The sequence below is a fragment of the Streptomyces sp. NPDC020490 genome (genome assembly GCF_044335305.1).
Taxonomy (GTDB): Bacteria; Actinomycetota; Actinomycetes; order Streptomycetales; family Streptomycetaceae; genus Streptomyces.
In genome coordinates this window covers 83407-97255 of the sequence record NZ_JBIRUY010000030.1, presented here as the reverse complement: position 1 = coordinate 97255, position 13849 = coordinate 83407, and the positions used below count along the sequence as shown (strand labels likewise).

Below are 13849 nucleotides of genomic sequence, written 5' to 3'. Positions count from 1 at the left end.
GAACGGATCCGCACATGTTCCTCGCCATGCGCGACCTGCGGTTCGCCCGCGGTCGTTTCGCGCTCGTCGGTGCCGTCGTCGCCCTGATCGCGGTACTCGGCGTCATCCTGTCCGGACTCGCCAGCGGCCTGGCCGACGCCGGCATCTCCTCCCTGCGCGCCCTGCCGGTGACGCACCTCGCCTTCTCCAAGTCCGCCTCCGGAGAGCTGTTCTCCCGCTCCGCCGTCACCCGCGACACCTGGCAGGCGTGGGCCGGCCGGCCGGGGGTGCGCAAGGCCGAGCCGCTCGGCCAGCAGCTCGCGCACGCGCAGCTCGCCCGCGGCCACAAGCAGCTCGACCTGGCCGTCTTCGGCGTACGGCCGAGCGGCTTCCTCGCCCCGAAGCCCAGCACCGGCGCGCCGCTGTCCTCCCGGCCGGACGGCATCCTCATCAGCGAGGAGATCGCCGCGGACGGCGTCAAGATCGGCGACCGGCTCACCGTCGGCGGCGCGGACACCGAGTTCACCGTCGTCGGCACGATCGGTCACGCCTCCTTCGGTCACGTCGGCGTGGTCTACGCGCCGCTGCCGCTGTGGCAGAAGCTCCACTACGGGCTCCCCGGCCCGCTTCCGGCCGCCGCCACCGACCAGGCGACCGCCGTGGCCCTCCAGCTGTCCTCCGGCGCCGACGTCGCCGCGATCGACCGCGAGCTGGGCACCCACACCACCGACAAGACCGGCGCCTACGCCGCCTCCCCCGGCTACACGGCCGAGTCCAGCACCATGTCCCTGATCCGCGGCTTCCTCTACGCGATCTCGGCACTGGTCGTCGGTTCCTTCTTCACCGTGTGGACCATCCAGCGCCGCCAGGAGATCGCCCTGCTCAAGGCGATCGGCGCGAGCACCGGCTACATCCTGCGCGACGCCCTGATCCAGGCCGCCGCCGTCCTCACCGCCGCGACCGCCGCCGGAACCGCCGTCGGGCTGGCCCTCGGGGGAGCCATGAACGGCTCGGCGCCCTTCGCGCTCAAGCCGGACCAGGTCACCATGGCGGCGGTCCTCCTGATCGTCCTCGGCCTGGCCGGCGCCGCGGTCGCGGTCCGCCGCATCACCAAAGTGCAGGCCCTCACCGCCCTCGGAGCCGACCGATGACCAGCCCCTCCCCCGCCTCCGCGGCCGCCGAGACCCACCCGGCCCCCGCGTCCCTGCGCCTGACCGACGTCACCCTGCGCCTGGGCAGCGGCCAGCAGCAGGTCACCGCCCTCGACCAGGTCAGCCTGACCGTCTCCCCCGGGCAGTTCCTCGCCGTCACCGGGCCCTCCGGCTCGGGCAAGTCCAGCCTGCTCGCGGTGGCCGGCGGCCTGCAGACGCCGTCCGAGGGCACCGTCCACGTCGCCGGCACCGACCTGACCACGCTCAAGGAGCACCAGCGCACCGCCCACCGGCGGCACCACATCGGCTACGTCTTCCAGCACGCCAACCTGATGGCCTCCCTCACCGCGCGTGAGCAGCTGCTGCTGCCCGCCCACATCGCCGGGCGGCTGGACGCCGGCGCCCGCCGCCGCGCCGACGAACTGCTGGAAGCGGTCGGCATGGCACAGCGCGCGGACCGGCGCCCGCACCAGCTGTCCGGCGGTGAACGCCAGCGCGTCGGTCTGGCCCGGGCCCTGATCCTGGCTCCCGAGGTGCTGCTCGTCGACGAGCCCACCTCCGCCCTGGACCGCGCCCGTGCCCGCGACGTCGTCGACCTGCTCGCCGAACAGACCCGGGTCCACAACACCGCCACGGTCATGGTCACGCACGACACCGAGATACTGGACACCGCCGACCAGGTCCTGACCCTGCGGGACGGCCGGCTGACCTGACCAACACTCCGGAAGGCAACCCGCACCATGCCCAAGATCAGTGCCGCAACCGTCGCCGAGCACCGCGCCCAGCAACGGGCCGCACTGATCCGGGCCGCCACCGACATACTGGTCGAACAGGGCGCCGCCGCCGTCACCCCGGCGGCGGTCGGCGCCCGCGCCGGGCTGGCACGCTCCAGCTTCTACCAGTACTTCCCCTCCAGCGCCGCGCTGCTGGCCGCCCTCGTCGAGGAGTCCTTCACCGCCGCCAACACCGCCATCGCCGAGTCGCTCGAAGGCGAGGCCGAGCCGGCCGCCCGGCTCGACGCCTTCATCCGCACCGAACTCCGCCTCGCCGCCCAGGGCATGCACCGCCCCGCCGCCGCGCTCATGCGCGCCGACCTCCCCCGCGAATGCCGCGACCGCGTCCAGGAGCTCCACCAGCTGCATTACGCCCCCCTCCTGAGCACCATCGCCGAGGTCGGCCCCACCAACCCCCGGCTGACCACGCAGCTCGTCGGCGGACTCCTCCAGGCCGCCATGACCGCCGTCGAGAACGGCGCCGACCCGGACGACGTCGGCGAGCACACCCTGACCTTGCTCCGGCTCGGCCTGCACGGACTGCGCTGATCACCCGTCCGACGGGTACACGTACAGGGCCGCCTGTCCGACCACGGAGGTACGCATGCACCTGAAGTCAGCGTTCACGGCGCACCCGCAGGCGAATCGAGCGAAGACGTACGCGGCCACGGCGGGCGCGGTGGCCGCGACGGCCGTGCTGGGCGGGCTGGCGGTGGACGCCGACAGCCCCTGGTACCGCGGGCTGGACAAACCGCGCTGGCAGCCGCCGAGCCGGGCGTTCGGCCTGGTGTGGACGCCGCTCTACGCCTCGATCGCCGCCGCGTCGGGCCGGGCGCTGCTGCGGGCGCGGCCGGAGCAGCGCCAACGTCTCATCGACAGCCTGGCCGGCAACCTGGTGCTGAACGCGAGCTGGAACTGGCTGTTCTTCGGCTGCCGCAGTACCCGCGCCGGGCTGGTGGGAACACTCCTGCTCGACGCCGGCAACGTTCACCTGATCCGGCGTACGGCCGCCGCGGACCGGCCGGCCGCACGGGCACTCCTCCCCTACGCGGCCTGGTGCCTCTTCGCCACGGCGCTGAATGCCGACATCGCCTACCGCAACCGAGCCCGTAGCGCGGGCTGAGGACGGTCACCCGGCCGTCTGTCCCGGCACGGAACCGCCGTGTTCCCCCGGTGAGACACCACCCGGGGCCTCGACCCGGACGGCCCGCGCGGCCTCCCGGTACTCGCTGGGCGACAGCCCGGTGGCCGCCCGGAAGGTGCGGGTGAACTCCGCGGGACGGGGAAACCCCCACCGGGCGGCCACGGAGCGGATGCTGTGGTGGGCCAGCGAGGGGTCGGCGAGGTCACGCCGGCAGCGGCCCAGCCGCTGTTCCCGGACGAAGGCCGAGACGGTGGTCCCCTGCTGCTGGAAGAGCCGTTGCACCGTGCGCGCCGAAAGATGATGGGCGGCCGCGATCATCTCGGGGCCCAGCCCGTCCACCCCGAGATGTGCCTGGACGAACGCGGTGATCTGCAGGAACAGCGACCGGGAACGGGTCTCGGGGGGCAGCCCCGACTCCCGCTCCAAGAGGTGGCCGACCAGGTGCGCGGTCAGGTCGACGGCCGTGGTTCCCAGCCGGGCCAGGTCGACCGGGCCCAGGTGCCGGTGCTCCTCGGCGAGTTCCCGGAGCATGCCGGCGAGGAGCTTTCCCACTCCCTGCCGCCCCGGCAACGGCACCGCGAGCAGCCCGGCCAGACGTTCCGCGGGAAAGGGCAGCAGCGTCTTCGGGAACTGGAGCAGCAGCGACCCGGAGCGGGTGCCGTCGGCGGAGGCGGTCGCGGTGAACGGCCGCGAGCTGTCGTACAGGACGAGGTCGCCGGAGCGCAGCACGGCCTGCCGCCGTTGCTGCTCGATGCCCTGCTCGCCGGAGAGCACGGCGGCGATCTGGTACTGCTCCGGGTCCGACTGCCGGATCAGCCGGGGAGTGCGCTGGGAGTTCAGCCGGGCGTACGACATCTCGGAGAGCTGCACGGCGCCGAGCCGCAGCACTCCGAGCCGGGCGCCGAACTCCGCCGGTGCAGTGATCTGCATGCGCGTCGGGACCAGCGACAGAGCCGTGGCCGCCGCCCAGGCCTCGACACGCTGCGACGGGAGAACCCTGTCGCTGTCATACACCGTGATCACGCCGCGCAGCTCCGTCCGCCTCCGTACAGTCCTCCGTCACGGAGTCTGTCGGCAGGCGGAGCCAGGCGACAGCGGAATTCAGGACGATATGGACGTCTCACGCCTCACGCAGCACCCGCGCGACGGCCGCCGTACGGGACCGCTGCTCACGCCGCACCCGGTCCAGCGCCTCGGCGTTCTGTGCGATCCGCCGACGCTGGTAACCGGCCTCGGCCTCGGACCAGACGCGCACCAGCCGGGTACGTTCCTTGCAGCCGACGTCGGTGCGTGCCATGGCGATCTCCTTCCGGCTCACCGTGGGCTCGTCGAGGTCGAAGTACGGGGCGTCCGTCACCGGCGACGCCACCGTGTAACCGGCCTTCTTCATACAGGCCGCCCAGGCCCGGACGGCCGCCCGCACGGCGGGATCGCGCAGGGAGCGCCGGAAGGAGTCCGCCTTGATGTCCGCTGCCAGCTGCCCGTAGGAGAAGCTGCCCGTCGCGCTTCCCTTCTCGACGAGCCGCTCACTCGCCCGGGCGGCGCATCCGCCGGGCCGCACCTTCCGGCCCTTCACGGTGGTCTGCCCGTCCGCGCCTTCGCCGGGGCCGTTCAGCACGATCAGGTAGCGCGGGTCACGGCTGCCCGGGGCGCCGGCCACGCGGATGCGGCCGCGGGCCTTCTGGTCGAGGGTGCCGGCCAGGTGGTAGCCGTATTCCGCGGCCATGGCGGGATCGGCGATGCCGTAGCGGCGCTTGTTCCCGTACACCCCGCCGTCGAGCAGGCTGGTCCTCTCCAGGCGCGCGGAGGGCCGAGGGAAGCCGAAGCCGTACGCGCGCATGCACCGGTCAATGAGCAGCGCCCGCGCCCTCCCCGTGTCGAAGGCCTCCGCGGTGGTGGGCAGGTAGGCGTTGACCGGCAGGGCCGGCTCCCCCGCCGCGGGGCGTAACGACGGCCGGGCGACCGCAGGCGTGCCCGGGTCGGCGCACCCGGCGGCGCACAGGACAGTCAGCAGCAGGGCGGCCGCTGCCCGCAGCGGGCGGCGCCGGAGGGCCGGCGGCGGGACGGCCCTTGCGTTCGTCGAGCTGTGTGTCAGGGGCATTCGGTCCTCCGATGGGCTGTGGCGGCTGCGGATGCCAGGACCGGCGGGGCGGGGCCGTGGCGCCGCCCCGCCGGTACGCTGCCGACGGCTCAGCCGATGATCCTCACGGAGGCGTTGTTGTTCCAGGTGTAGTACAGCTCGCCGCGCTCACCGCCGTAGAGGTAGTCGAAGTTGCCGGCGTAGCTCGGGGAGTAGTAGCTCTCGCAGGACACCGCCCAGGAGTCGCACTGGATCTTGCGGGAGTTGTTGCGGACCACCTGCCCGGCGCCGCTGCCGGTGCCCGATTTGAAGTAGTTGTCGCCCAGGTTGGCGTTGTCGTTGAAGCCGCCCCAGTACGCCTCGCTCCAGGTGCTGTAGTAGAAGCAGACGTAGTAGCCCTTGCTGTAGCAGCGGGACTCGTTGCCGTTCGTGCCGACGTACTTGGACGCTGCCTGCGCGGGCGAGGCCACGAGGGGCATCGCGCCCACGGCCATCCCCACCGCCAGCAGCGCCCCGGCGGCCTTCCTGTTCATCTTCATGCCATCTCCCTCGGTGGACGGACCAACAACGTCGATCAGCTCGGCCGGAGCCGACGAACGCGGCCATCCTGGCCGGGTCCGGCCGCGCTGTCGTTGGCCCGGCGCGCCGGTCCATTGGCCGCAGACGACGATCCCGGCCCCGCGTGAGCGGCACGGCGCCCTGGCCGTACGGCCGGCCCGGCTCGTTGCCGGCGCCGATGAGCGCCAGTCACTGAGCGGGGGTGAGCCAGCCGACGATTCGCCTGTCTCGGCGCGGCGCCGGGCGGTGACGTCTCCTGGGCGTGATCGAGTTGCATCCGAAGCGTGGGGGAGCAGGCTGGTGGAATGAGGTCCGCCAGACAGTGGAGGCGACCATGTGTCCCCGCAAGGCTGATCCATCTCCGCTTCGCATCCCGCACCGGAAGCGCTGGTACACCATAACTGTCTTGTTTGCCTTACTTTCCGTGCTCATAGCGCCTTGGTGGATCGGCCAGCACCACCAGTACTGGGAGAAGTCACCGCAGTCATGGGACTGGTCCCCATTGCCGGACTTGCTGACCCAGTGGATCGGCGGTCTGGGTCTGCTGCTTTCCGGCGGAAACACACCGCAAGTCTGGGGCATCCGCGCCGCTTACCTGATTGTGCTGGGCTTCACCCTATGGGCTTGGCGGCGGGCCATGTTGCATCGCACGGCCTACAAGCCCGGTGCGGTGCAGGTGGAAGACCTGGTCGCCGCCGTCACACCAGACGTCCAGCCACAGCCTTTGACCAAGGACCTGACTGCCCAGTTCCGCAAGCAACTTTCCGAGACCGAGTTGTACGCTCCGACCAACCTGCCTGCCGAGGCACCAGCGGAGAGCTACTTGGACCTGCTTGGGGAAGTCAATGTCGAACCCCAGAAACTGGTGACCAGCCTGCTGCGCTTCATCAGCCGACTACGCCCTAGGCTCGCCTACCGGATCAGCGGCGTCCTAGCTGTCCGTGAAGGAGAACCGCGGTACGGGATTACCGCGACCGTCACCTCGTATGCGATTCCGGGCAGCCGAGCAGAGACTTTCTGGGAGCCCAACTGGGAGCAAGCGGTGCGCAAAGCCGGTTACTGGGTAATTTCGGCCCTGCTGCCGATCACCAGTCCGAGCAAGAGACAGCCCTGGCGGGAATGGCGCGGGCGTAACCTTCCGCTCGACTTGTTCACCGCCTACCAAAAGGCAAGGGAGCTCAGCTCGGAGCGCAGATTCGATGAGATACTCGACTGCTATTATCAGGCGGCCCGTCAAGATCCACTCAACGTGTATCTGAGAAACCAGATCGGCGCCACGCAGGAGAAGCTGGGACTGCACCTGGACGCACTGGAAACGTATTACGGTGCCATCAATGTGGGCAGCCAAGGGACCGAGACTGACAATAAGCGACTGCTGGCCTCCCTGTGGAATCTACGCCGGTTCGCCCATCTGTGGTTCTTGCGGGACCAGCCGGGCGTGCTGCAGTCACGCTATCGATTCGCCGTCGTCCTCGGCACATCGGAACAGACCGCTACACAGTGGTGCAAGGTCGGCTCCGACGCAAGGAGCACCGCCAGGAAGCAGATCAGAAAAGCTCTCACGCCCGCCTTTGCCGCTCGATACAGCGATCTCGTAAAAGACCTGGCCGTCGGGGAGCCGCGTGCATGGCTGGAAAGCATCCTGGGCGAGATCCCTGGTGACGGAGAAGAGAGAAGGCGAAGGAAGCAGGAAATTACACTGATCTTCCAGCGGGCTGGTTTCCTGGAGATGTGCAAGCTCATCGAAGACTACCGGATCGCGCGCTTCATCCTCCGTTTCCGCTCCGACGAGACAGCACTCACCCGGTCCGCACTGCGGGTGAACCGCGACGTGTGGGCTCCCCTGAGACTGGCTCAGGCGCAGGAGGAGCTCGGGAAGAGTCGTGAGCAGATACTGGAGTGGGAGACCCACCGTCCATGGTGGCGCCGACGGTGGCGCCCGGGCGTAGAACGTGCAGCGAAAAGGGTAGCGACGACCCCCGACGCGGATACCCTGAAAAAGCAACTACGCAAGGCCTTGCGTTACAGCATTTACAGCCCCCGAGAGAGGATCCATCCGCGAGAGTGGCAGGGGCACTATAACGCGGCCTGCGCGTATGCCGTTGCTCTGAAACTGAACCGGACCACCCGCAACGAAAATACACGCAGGAAGCTCGCCGAGCATTCTTGCCACGAGCTGAAGGAGGCGCTACGCAGGGCAAAAGAGGGATACCTGAGCCTCAGACGCTCCTGGCTCCTCTACGAAGACCCGGATCTGGCCAGACTGCGGACCACATCCGAATTTGTACGCTTCGCCCGGGAGTTCTACCCGCACCCTTCACCTGACGTTCTTCCCATATCCGTGACGAGCAGGGACACGGAGGTGATCGAACCGGCTCACGGCGAAGACCAAAAGGAGCTGGAAGCAACCGATGTCGAAATGACCGCCTACGATAGAAGTTTTTTGGAGGCCGTCGGCAATACGATGGAACGCGTCTGGCATCACAGGAGCGCGAAAGCGGCCGCAGACGTTCATACCATGCGTAGCTGGTTCGAGAGCGAGAAGCAGATATGGGAACTCATCGACATTATTTCCGCTGGCGAGGCCCGGAATTGGCGGAACCGCAGGAGGCTGCTCCAGAAAGTCGAAGAGACCGCCGATTCGACTGTGCGGCCGCGGATCGAACTACCCACCTCTGTTCCCGAGTTCGATGAGATAATAACCCTCGAACTGGAGCACGATGAGTGGGTTTATCCGGACAGGATGCGCAACCTCAGGGATCATCTCCCGGAGCGCCTGGACAAGAAGCTCCGCTGGCTTCATGGGCATGTGCGAGAGGCATCCGGGCATTCGCCGATCAAGCGTAGCAGCGACCTACTGGCGGCGGTGGAACGCCTCGATTCGTCCGGCTTGGACTCCCTTCACAAGGTGACGCTCGGTCTGATTTGTGCAAAGTATGCGGCGGCGTGGCAGGCGTTCTCATCACAATTTTCGCCTCTGATCGATCCCGCCAAGCCGGGGCTCGACTTCCCGGAGGCCCTGGATCAGCTCTCCAAAGCCATACCCGTGGTCGCATGGGGCAGCTGATCTGAAGCTCGGAGGGGATCGTGCGAAATCCTCAGGCACCGCTCGGGTGAAGCAAGACCGCCCCTTGCTCATCGAGACGTGCGAGACGGGTCGCATGCTGCGCCGGTAGGTGGAGCTGTAAGGCGCCACGTTCCCCGGCAGCGAGACGGTGACCGGATACGTCCCCGGCTCCTCCTCCGTGCGCACCCGGCCGGCGACTGGTATCGACGGCTGTTCCGCAAGCACCGTGTCCGCAACGCGCTGAGCCGGTGGTACTTCGCGAAGCGGGTGGAGCTGCCCGCCTCCGACGAGCAGCGGCGCCGCATCGAGGTCCTCCGGGCCGGCTTCGGCCGGGCGGAAGAGGCCGACCAGTCGTGAGCGAGGAGGTGGGGCTGGGCCTGGCCGGCCAACCGCCGCATCCTCTACAACCGTGCCTCCGCCGACCCGGACGGCAGGCCGTGGAGCGAACGCAAGGCGCTGGTGTGGTGGGACGCGGAGCGGGGCGAGTGGACCGGCCACGACATCCCGGACTTCAGGAAGGACACGTCCCCCGGCCACCGGCCGCCGGCCGACGCCACCGGGCCCGAGGCCCTGTCGGGCACCGACCCGTTCATCATGCAGGCCGACGGCAAGGCGTGGCTGTACGTGCCGTCCGGCCTCACCGACGGTCCCCTGCCCACCCACTACGAGCCGCAGGACTCGCCCTTCCCCAACCTGCTGTACGGCCGGCAGCGCATGCAGGCAGTCCACCGCGGGGGGCTCCAGGAGATCGACGAAGTCCCGCGTCGTGAAGGCGTACTCGCCCGCCGCGATCTCCAGGCGCTCCGGGCCCCGGTCGCGCAGCATGCGCAGCCCCTCCAGGTCGGCGGAGCTGACGGGCTCCTCCAGCCATCGCACGTCCCACTCGTCGTGGAACCTGCGCGCCCAGTACAGCGCCTCCTTGCGCTCGAGCGCGCCGTTGGCGTCCGTGAGGATCTCCGGCTCGTCGCCGACCGCCCTGCGGACGGCCGTCAGCCGCTTCGGGTCGTGCCCCGGATCGCGCGAGGTTCTTGAGCTTCACCCGGGGAATGCCCTGGCCGACCCATCCGGCGAGCTGCTCGGTGAGCCGGTCCAGCGGGTAGTTGGTGAATCCGCCGCTGCCGTAGACCGGCACCCGGTCGTGGTGGGCGGGCAGGAGACGGATCAGCGGCAGGCCCAGCAGTCTCGCCTTGAGGTCCCACAGCGCCACGTCGGCCGCGGAGCGGGCCATGGCCCCGACACCGGGCCGGCCCGCGTTGCGGATCGCCGTCCCCATGCGGTGCCACAGCAGCGGCGGCGCGGTGACGTGCTGTCCCTTCAGCAGCGGGGCGAGCTGCGAGACCACGAAGGAGGCGACCGACACGTCGCCGTAGGTGTAGCCGAGTCCGGTGGTGCCTCCGGCGTGCACCCGGACCAGGACCATGGTCGTGGCGTCCCACTCCAGCGTCCCGTCCTGTTCCCTGCCGTCGGGACCGTCCGTGGGCACCTCGAAGGCGTGCACGTCGACCGCGTCGATACGGCACTCCTCCAGTCCCGCCGCTCCGGCGGACGCGGCATCGGTCACGAAGACCGCCCCGGCACGTGCGCCACCGCCTCGGTGATCTTCTGGCGCACTCCCTTCGCCGCGATGCCCACGCCCTCCGGGTCCCGCACGGCCGCCTTGGCGGCCTTCTTGGCCTGGGTCGTCATGATGTGCGGCGGGATCGGCGCGATCTCCGGATCGACCTTGAACTCCAGCACCACCGGCCGGTCACTGGACAGCGCCTCGTCCCAGGCCTTGCCGATCTTCCTCGGCTTGTCGCAGTACACGCCCTTGAGGCCGATGAGTTCGGCGTACCGGGCGTAGGGGATGTCCGGGATGGCCTGCGAGCCGGGGAACTTGGGGTCGCCGGCCATGGCGCGCTGTTCCCAGGTGACCTGGTTGAGGTCCTGGTTGTTGAAGACGCAGAAGACCAGCGGTGCCGGGCCGGAGAGCCGGTCCAGGTACCGCTTGACGGTGATCATCTCGTTCATGCCGTTCATCTGGAAGGCGCCGTCCCCGATGAAGGCGATGACCGGCCGGTCGGGGTAGGCGAAGCGGGCGGCGATGGCGTACGGGGTGCCCGGCCCCATGGTGGCCAGCGTCCCGGACAGCGACGCCTGCATCCCCCGGCGCAGTTTCAGGTGGCGCGCCCACCAGTTGGTGCCGGAGCCGGAGTCGGCGGTCAGGATGACGTCGTCCGGCAGCCGGGGCGAGAGTTCCGCGGCCACCGCCTCCGGGTTGATCGTCTTGCCGAAGTGCTGGTCGGCCCGCTTCCGGCAGATCGTGTTCCACTCGGCGACGTCCTTCTCGATCTTCTTCCGCCAGCCGCGGTCCTCCTTGCGGCGCAGCAGCGGCAGCAGGGCCCTGAGGGTCTCCTTGGCGTCCCCGACGAGGTGGGCGTCCATCGGGTAGCGGATACCGATCATGCGCCCGTCGATGTCGATCTCCACTCCGTGGGCCTGGCCCTCGTCGGGCAGCCACTCCGAGTACGGGAAGCTGCTGCCGATCATGAAGAGGGTGTCGCAGCCGCGGATCATGTCGTCGCTGGCCTTGCTGCCGAGCAGGCCGATGGGTCCGGTGACGAACGGGAGGTCGTCGGGCAGCACCTCCCGGCCCAGCAGCGCCTTCGCCACCCCCGCGCCGAGCAGTTCGGCCGCCTCGACGACCTCGTCCTCCGCGTGGGCGGCCCCCTGGCCGATGATCATGGCGACCTTGCGGCCGGCGTTCAGGACGCCGGCCGCCCTGCGCAGCTCCGCCTCGTCGGGCAGCAGCAGCGGGCGGCTCCAGCCGACGCTGGAGAACACCGACCCGTGCTCCTTCGGCGGCGAGGGCTGGGCGTCCTCCTCCTGCACGTCGCTGGGGACGATGACCGTGGCGACGCCGCGGGTGGTGAGCGCGGTCTTGAACGCCCGGTCGACGACATGCCGGACCTGCGCCGGGTGCGAGACCGTCTGGCAGAACTCGGACACGTCCGCGAACAGCTGCTGAAGGGCGATCTCCTGCTGGTATCGGGCGCCGAGCGACAGCCGCTTCTGCTGGCCGACCACGGCGACGACGGGCTGATGGTCCAGCTTGGCGTCGTACAGGCCGTTGAGCAGATGCACCGCGCCGGGCCCCGACGTGGCGACGCAGCAGCCGACCTCGCCGGTGAACTTGGCGTGGGCGCACGCCATGAACGCCGCCATCTCCTCGTGCCGGGCCTGGATGAACTCCGGCTCCCCCTGCGCCCGGTCGAAGGCGCCGAGCAGCGCGTTGATCCCGTCGCCGGGATAGCCGTACACCCTGTGCACGCCCCACTCCCGCAGGCGCTGCAGCACGAAGTCGGCGACCAGCGTCATGACGTACTCCCTCGGACGCAGCTGTGATGTGACCAGTGGGTGACCCGCGGCCCGGACGCGTAAACGGTGCGGCGCGGTCCGCCACTCCCCTGGACCGGGTTCGGTGACCCGCCGCGCCGGCGCGGGGACCGCCCTGCCCGGCCCGGGCCGACCGCCCCCGTCACCCCGTTGGCGGCCGACTCCTCGCGGCCCCGGGTCACGGTGTGTTTCATGGCATCCGTAACGGGTGACTTGCAGGGACCGGGTGGACAGCCCGGCTCCCCGAGGGGCCTGGCCGGCCACGCCCCGGCACCGACAACAGCAGCGTCACCTGAGACCGCCGGCCGCCGCCGCTTTCCGGGCGGCGGTGCGCGACGGCGTCCGCCGTCGCCCGCCAGCCGGCCCGACCTCTGCGGAGTCCCATGTCTTCCTCAGCCGCCGACCCGCTCCGGCCCCGCGACGCCACCGCCGCGGCGGCACCGTCCTCCTCCGAGCGGTTCGACGAGCTGATGCGCGAGATGGCGGAACAGCCTCCGGGGCCCCGGCGCACCGCCCTGCGGGAGCAGGTCCTGGTCCTGCTGCTCCCGCTGGCCCGCCGGGTGGCGCGCCGCTACCGGCACCGCGGGGAGGACCTCGACGACCTGGTCCAGGTCGCCTCGCTCGGGCTGGTCAAGGCCGTCGACGGATACGACCCGGCACTCGGGCACGCCTTCCTGTCGTACGCGCTTCCGAAGGTGACCGGTGAGCTGCGGCGGCACCTGCGCGACCGCACCGCGGCCGTACGGCTTCCCCGCCCGCTGCACGAGGCGAGCCGCCAGGTCTTCCAGGCCGTCGAGGAACTCGAGCAGCGCCTCGGCGGCCGCCCGCCCACCCCTGAGCAGATAGCCGAGCACACCGGGCTCGAACCCCACCGCGTGCTGTCCGCGCTGCGTGCGGTGCACGAGTGCCGCCCGCGTTCCCTGGACGAGCCGGCGGCGCACGACCAGGACTCCCCGCTCGCCTGCCTGATCGGCGCCGAGGACGCGGCTCTCGGCCGGGTCCTCGACACCCTGACGGTGACGTCCCTGGTGAAGCGGTTGCCGGAGCGGGACCGCCGAGTGCTCTACCTGCGCTTCTACCGGGAACAGACCCAGCAGCAGATCGCGGACGTCATCGGTGTCTCGCAGATGCAGGTCTCGCGCATCCTGCGGCGCTGTCTCGAACGGCTCCGGGAGGCCCTGCTGGCGACCGAGCGGCTGACCGCGGTCGGCGAGCGGGCACAGCCGCCGGTCACCGGCCGGCCCGCCCGGCAGGCGTCGCCGCCTCGCCGTCCGCGCCGTCCCCGCCCTCCGCGCCGTCCCCGCCGTCCGCGCCGCCGGGCGGAACCGGCGCGTCCGGCGGGACCCGCCGGTCCGGCGCGCGCGGCAGCCGGCCTCGCGGCCCGCGCGGAGCCCGACCCGGACCGTCCGGGCAGTGGGCGGGCCGCCTCCGCGAGCAGTCCCGGTGTCCGTGGGGCACGCGTCGCGCACGGCCGCCGGGATCGCCTGGCGCGGCGGTCCGTCCTCCGCTTCCGCGCGGTGTCGCTGCGCACCTGCCCGGGAAGGGGCGGGGAGGCGGCCTCCCGCGGCGGCCGCGGCGGCCGCCGGACCCGGGTCGGGGCCGTGCGGCGAACGGCGGGGGCACGGCGGGCCGCCGCGGCCGCGCAGGCCGCACGGCCGGGCGAGACCGCACGGCCAGGCGAGACGGCGCGGCCCCGCAAGACCACACCGCCGGGCGAGACCC

The 13849-nt window shown here is 70.7% G+C and carries 10 protein-coding genes and 2 pseudogenes; 7 read left to right on the top strand and 5 right to left on the bottom strand.

Going from position 1 to position 13849, the window contains the following annotated elements; genetic code table 11:
- The first annotated feature begins 14 nt into the window (after positions 1-14).
- The 4 genes from ACH4ZX_RS28130 to ACH4ZX_RS28115 are packed head-to-tail and all read left to right on the top strand — an operon-like array spanning position 15 to position 3026.
- Positions 15-1130, top strand: coding sequence for an ABC transporter permease (locus tag ACH4ZX_RS28130; RefSeq protein WP_398278408.1), 1116 nt, complete (start codon positions 15-17; stop codon positions 1128-1130).
- Positions 1127-1843: an ABC transporter ATP-binding protein gene (locus ACH4ZX_RS28125; protein ID WP_398278405.1), complete on the top strand. Its 717-nt coding sequence runs from the start codon at positions 1127-1129 to the stop codon at positions 1841-1843. Before ACH4ZX_RS28130 ends, ACH4ZX_RS28125 begins: the two co-directional genes overlap by 4 nt.
- Before the next feature lie 27 nt (positions 1844-1870).
- Positions 1871-2452 (top strand): TetR/AcrR family transcriptional regulator, encoded by a 582-nt coding sequence (locus ACH4ZX_RS28120; RefSeq protein WP_398278402.1) that lies wholly within the window; start codon positions 1871-1873, stop codon positions 2450-2452.
- A 55-nt stretch (positions 2453-2507) separates the two neighbouring features.
- The gene (locus ACH4ZX_RS28115) at positions 2508-3026 is read left to right on the top strand and encodes a TspO/MBR family protein (RefSeq protein WP_398278399.1); all 519 of its coding nucleotides are present in this window, start codon (positions 2508-2510) and stop codon (positions 3024-3026) included.
- A gap of 6 nt (positions 3027-3032) precedes the next feature.
- Here the strand turns inward: ACH4ZX_RS28115 and ACH4ZX_RS28110 are convergent, their stop codons facing one another.
- The 3 genes from ACH4ZX_RS28110 to ACH4ZX_RS28100 all read right to left on the bottom strand — a co-directional run bounded on the left by ACH4ZX_RS28110 (position 3033) and on the right by ACH4ZX_RS28100 (position 5666).
- The gene (locus ACH4ZX_RS28110; RefSeq protein WP_398278396.1) at positions 3033-4070 is read right to left on the bottom strand and encodes a helix-turn-helix domain-containing protein; all 1038 of its coding nucleotides are present in this window, start codon (positions 4068-4070) and stop codon (positions 3033-3035) included.
- Positions 4071-4167: 97 nt separating this feature from the next.
- Positions 4168-5148, bottom strand: a complete 981-nt coding sequence (locus ACH4ZX_RS28105; protein ID WP_398278393.1) for a hypothetical protein — start codon at positions 5146-5148, stop codon at positions 4168-4170.
- 89 nt (positions 5149-5237) lie between these two features.
- Positions 5238-5666 (bottom strand): hypothetical protein, encoded by a 429-nt coding sequence (locus tag ACH4ZX_RS28100; RefSeq protein ID WP_398278390.1) that lies wholly within the window; start codon positions 5664-5666, stop codon positions 5238-5240.
- A 281-nt stretch (positions 5667-5947) separates the two neighbouring features.
- On the opposite strand from ACH4ZX_RS28100, the gene ACH4ZX_RS28095 reads away from it, so the two are divergent.
- The gene (locus ACH4ZX_RS28095; RefSeq protein ID WP_398278387.1) at positions 5948-8752 is read left to right on the top strand and encodes a hypothetical protein; all 2805 of its coding nucleotides are present in this window, start codon (positions 5948-5950) and stop codon (positions 8750-8752) included.
- A gap of 357 nt (positions 8753-9109) precedes the next feature.
- Positions 9110-9463, top strand: a pseudogene (locus ACH4ZX_RS28090) (formate dehydrogenase); the annotation flags it as partial.
- Here the strand turns inward: ACH4ZX_RS28090 and ACH4ZX_RS28085 are convergent.
- Positions 9464-10313 (bottom strand): annotated as a pseudogene (locus ACH4ZX_RS28085) (enolase C-terminal domain-like protein); the annotation flags it as partial.
- Positions 10310-12109, bottom strand: a complete 1800-nt coding sequence (locus ACH4ZX_RS28080) for a thiamine pyrophosphate-requiring protein (RefSeq protein WP_398278384.1) — start codon at positions 12107-12109, stop codon at positions 10310-10312. The pseudogene ACH4ZX_RS28085 and the gene ACH4ZX_RS28080, both read right to left, overlap by 4 nt.
- Positions 12110-12510: 401 nt before the next feature.
- Between ACH4ZX_RS28080 and ACH4ZX_RS28075 the strand changes: the two genes are divergently transcribed.
- Positions 12511-13849: sigma-70 family RNA polymerase sigma factor (locus tag ACH4ZX_RS28075; protein ID WP_398278381.1), on the top strand; the 1339-nt coding region annotated here is incomplete at its 3' end.

Coding starts and splice junctions, on each gene's coding strand:
- ACH4ZX_RS28105 (WP_398278393.1), bottom strand. CDS start 5,148: ATGCCCCTGACACACAGCTCGACGAACGCAAGGGCCGTCCCGCCGCCG.
- ACH4ZX_RS28115 (WP_398278399.1), top strand. CDS start 2,508: ATGCACCTGAAGTCAGCGTTCACGGCGCACCCGCAGGCGAATCGAGCG.
- ACH4ZX_RS28125 (WP_398278405.1), top strand. CDS start 1,127: ATGACCAGCCCCTCCCCCGCCTCCGCGGCCGCCGAGACCCACCCGGCC.
- ACH4ZX_RS28120 (WP_398278402.1), top strand. CDS start 1,871: ATGCCCAAGATCAGTGCCGCAACCGTCGCCGAGCACCGCGCCCAGCAA.
- ACH4ZX_RS28080 (WP_398278384.1), bottom strand. CDS start 12,109: ATGACGCTGGTCGCCGACTTCGTGCTGCAGCGCCTGCGGGAGTGGGGC.
- ACH4ZX_RS28100 (WP_398278390.1), bottom strand. CDS start 5,666: ATGAAGATGAACAGGAAGGCCGCCGGGGCGCTGCTGGCGGTGGGGATG.
- ACH4ZX_RS28130 (WP_398278408.1), top strand. CDS start 15: ATGTTCCTCGCCATGCGCGACCTGCGGTTCGCCCGCGGTCGTTTCGCG.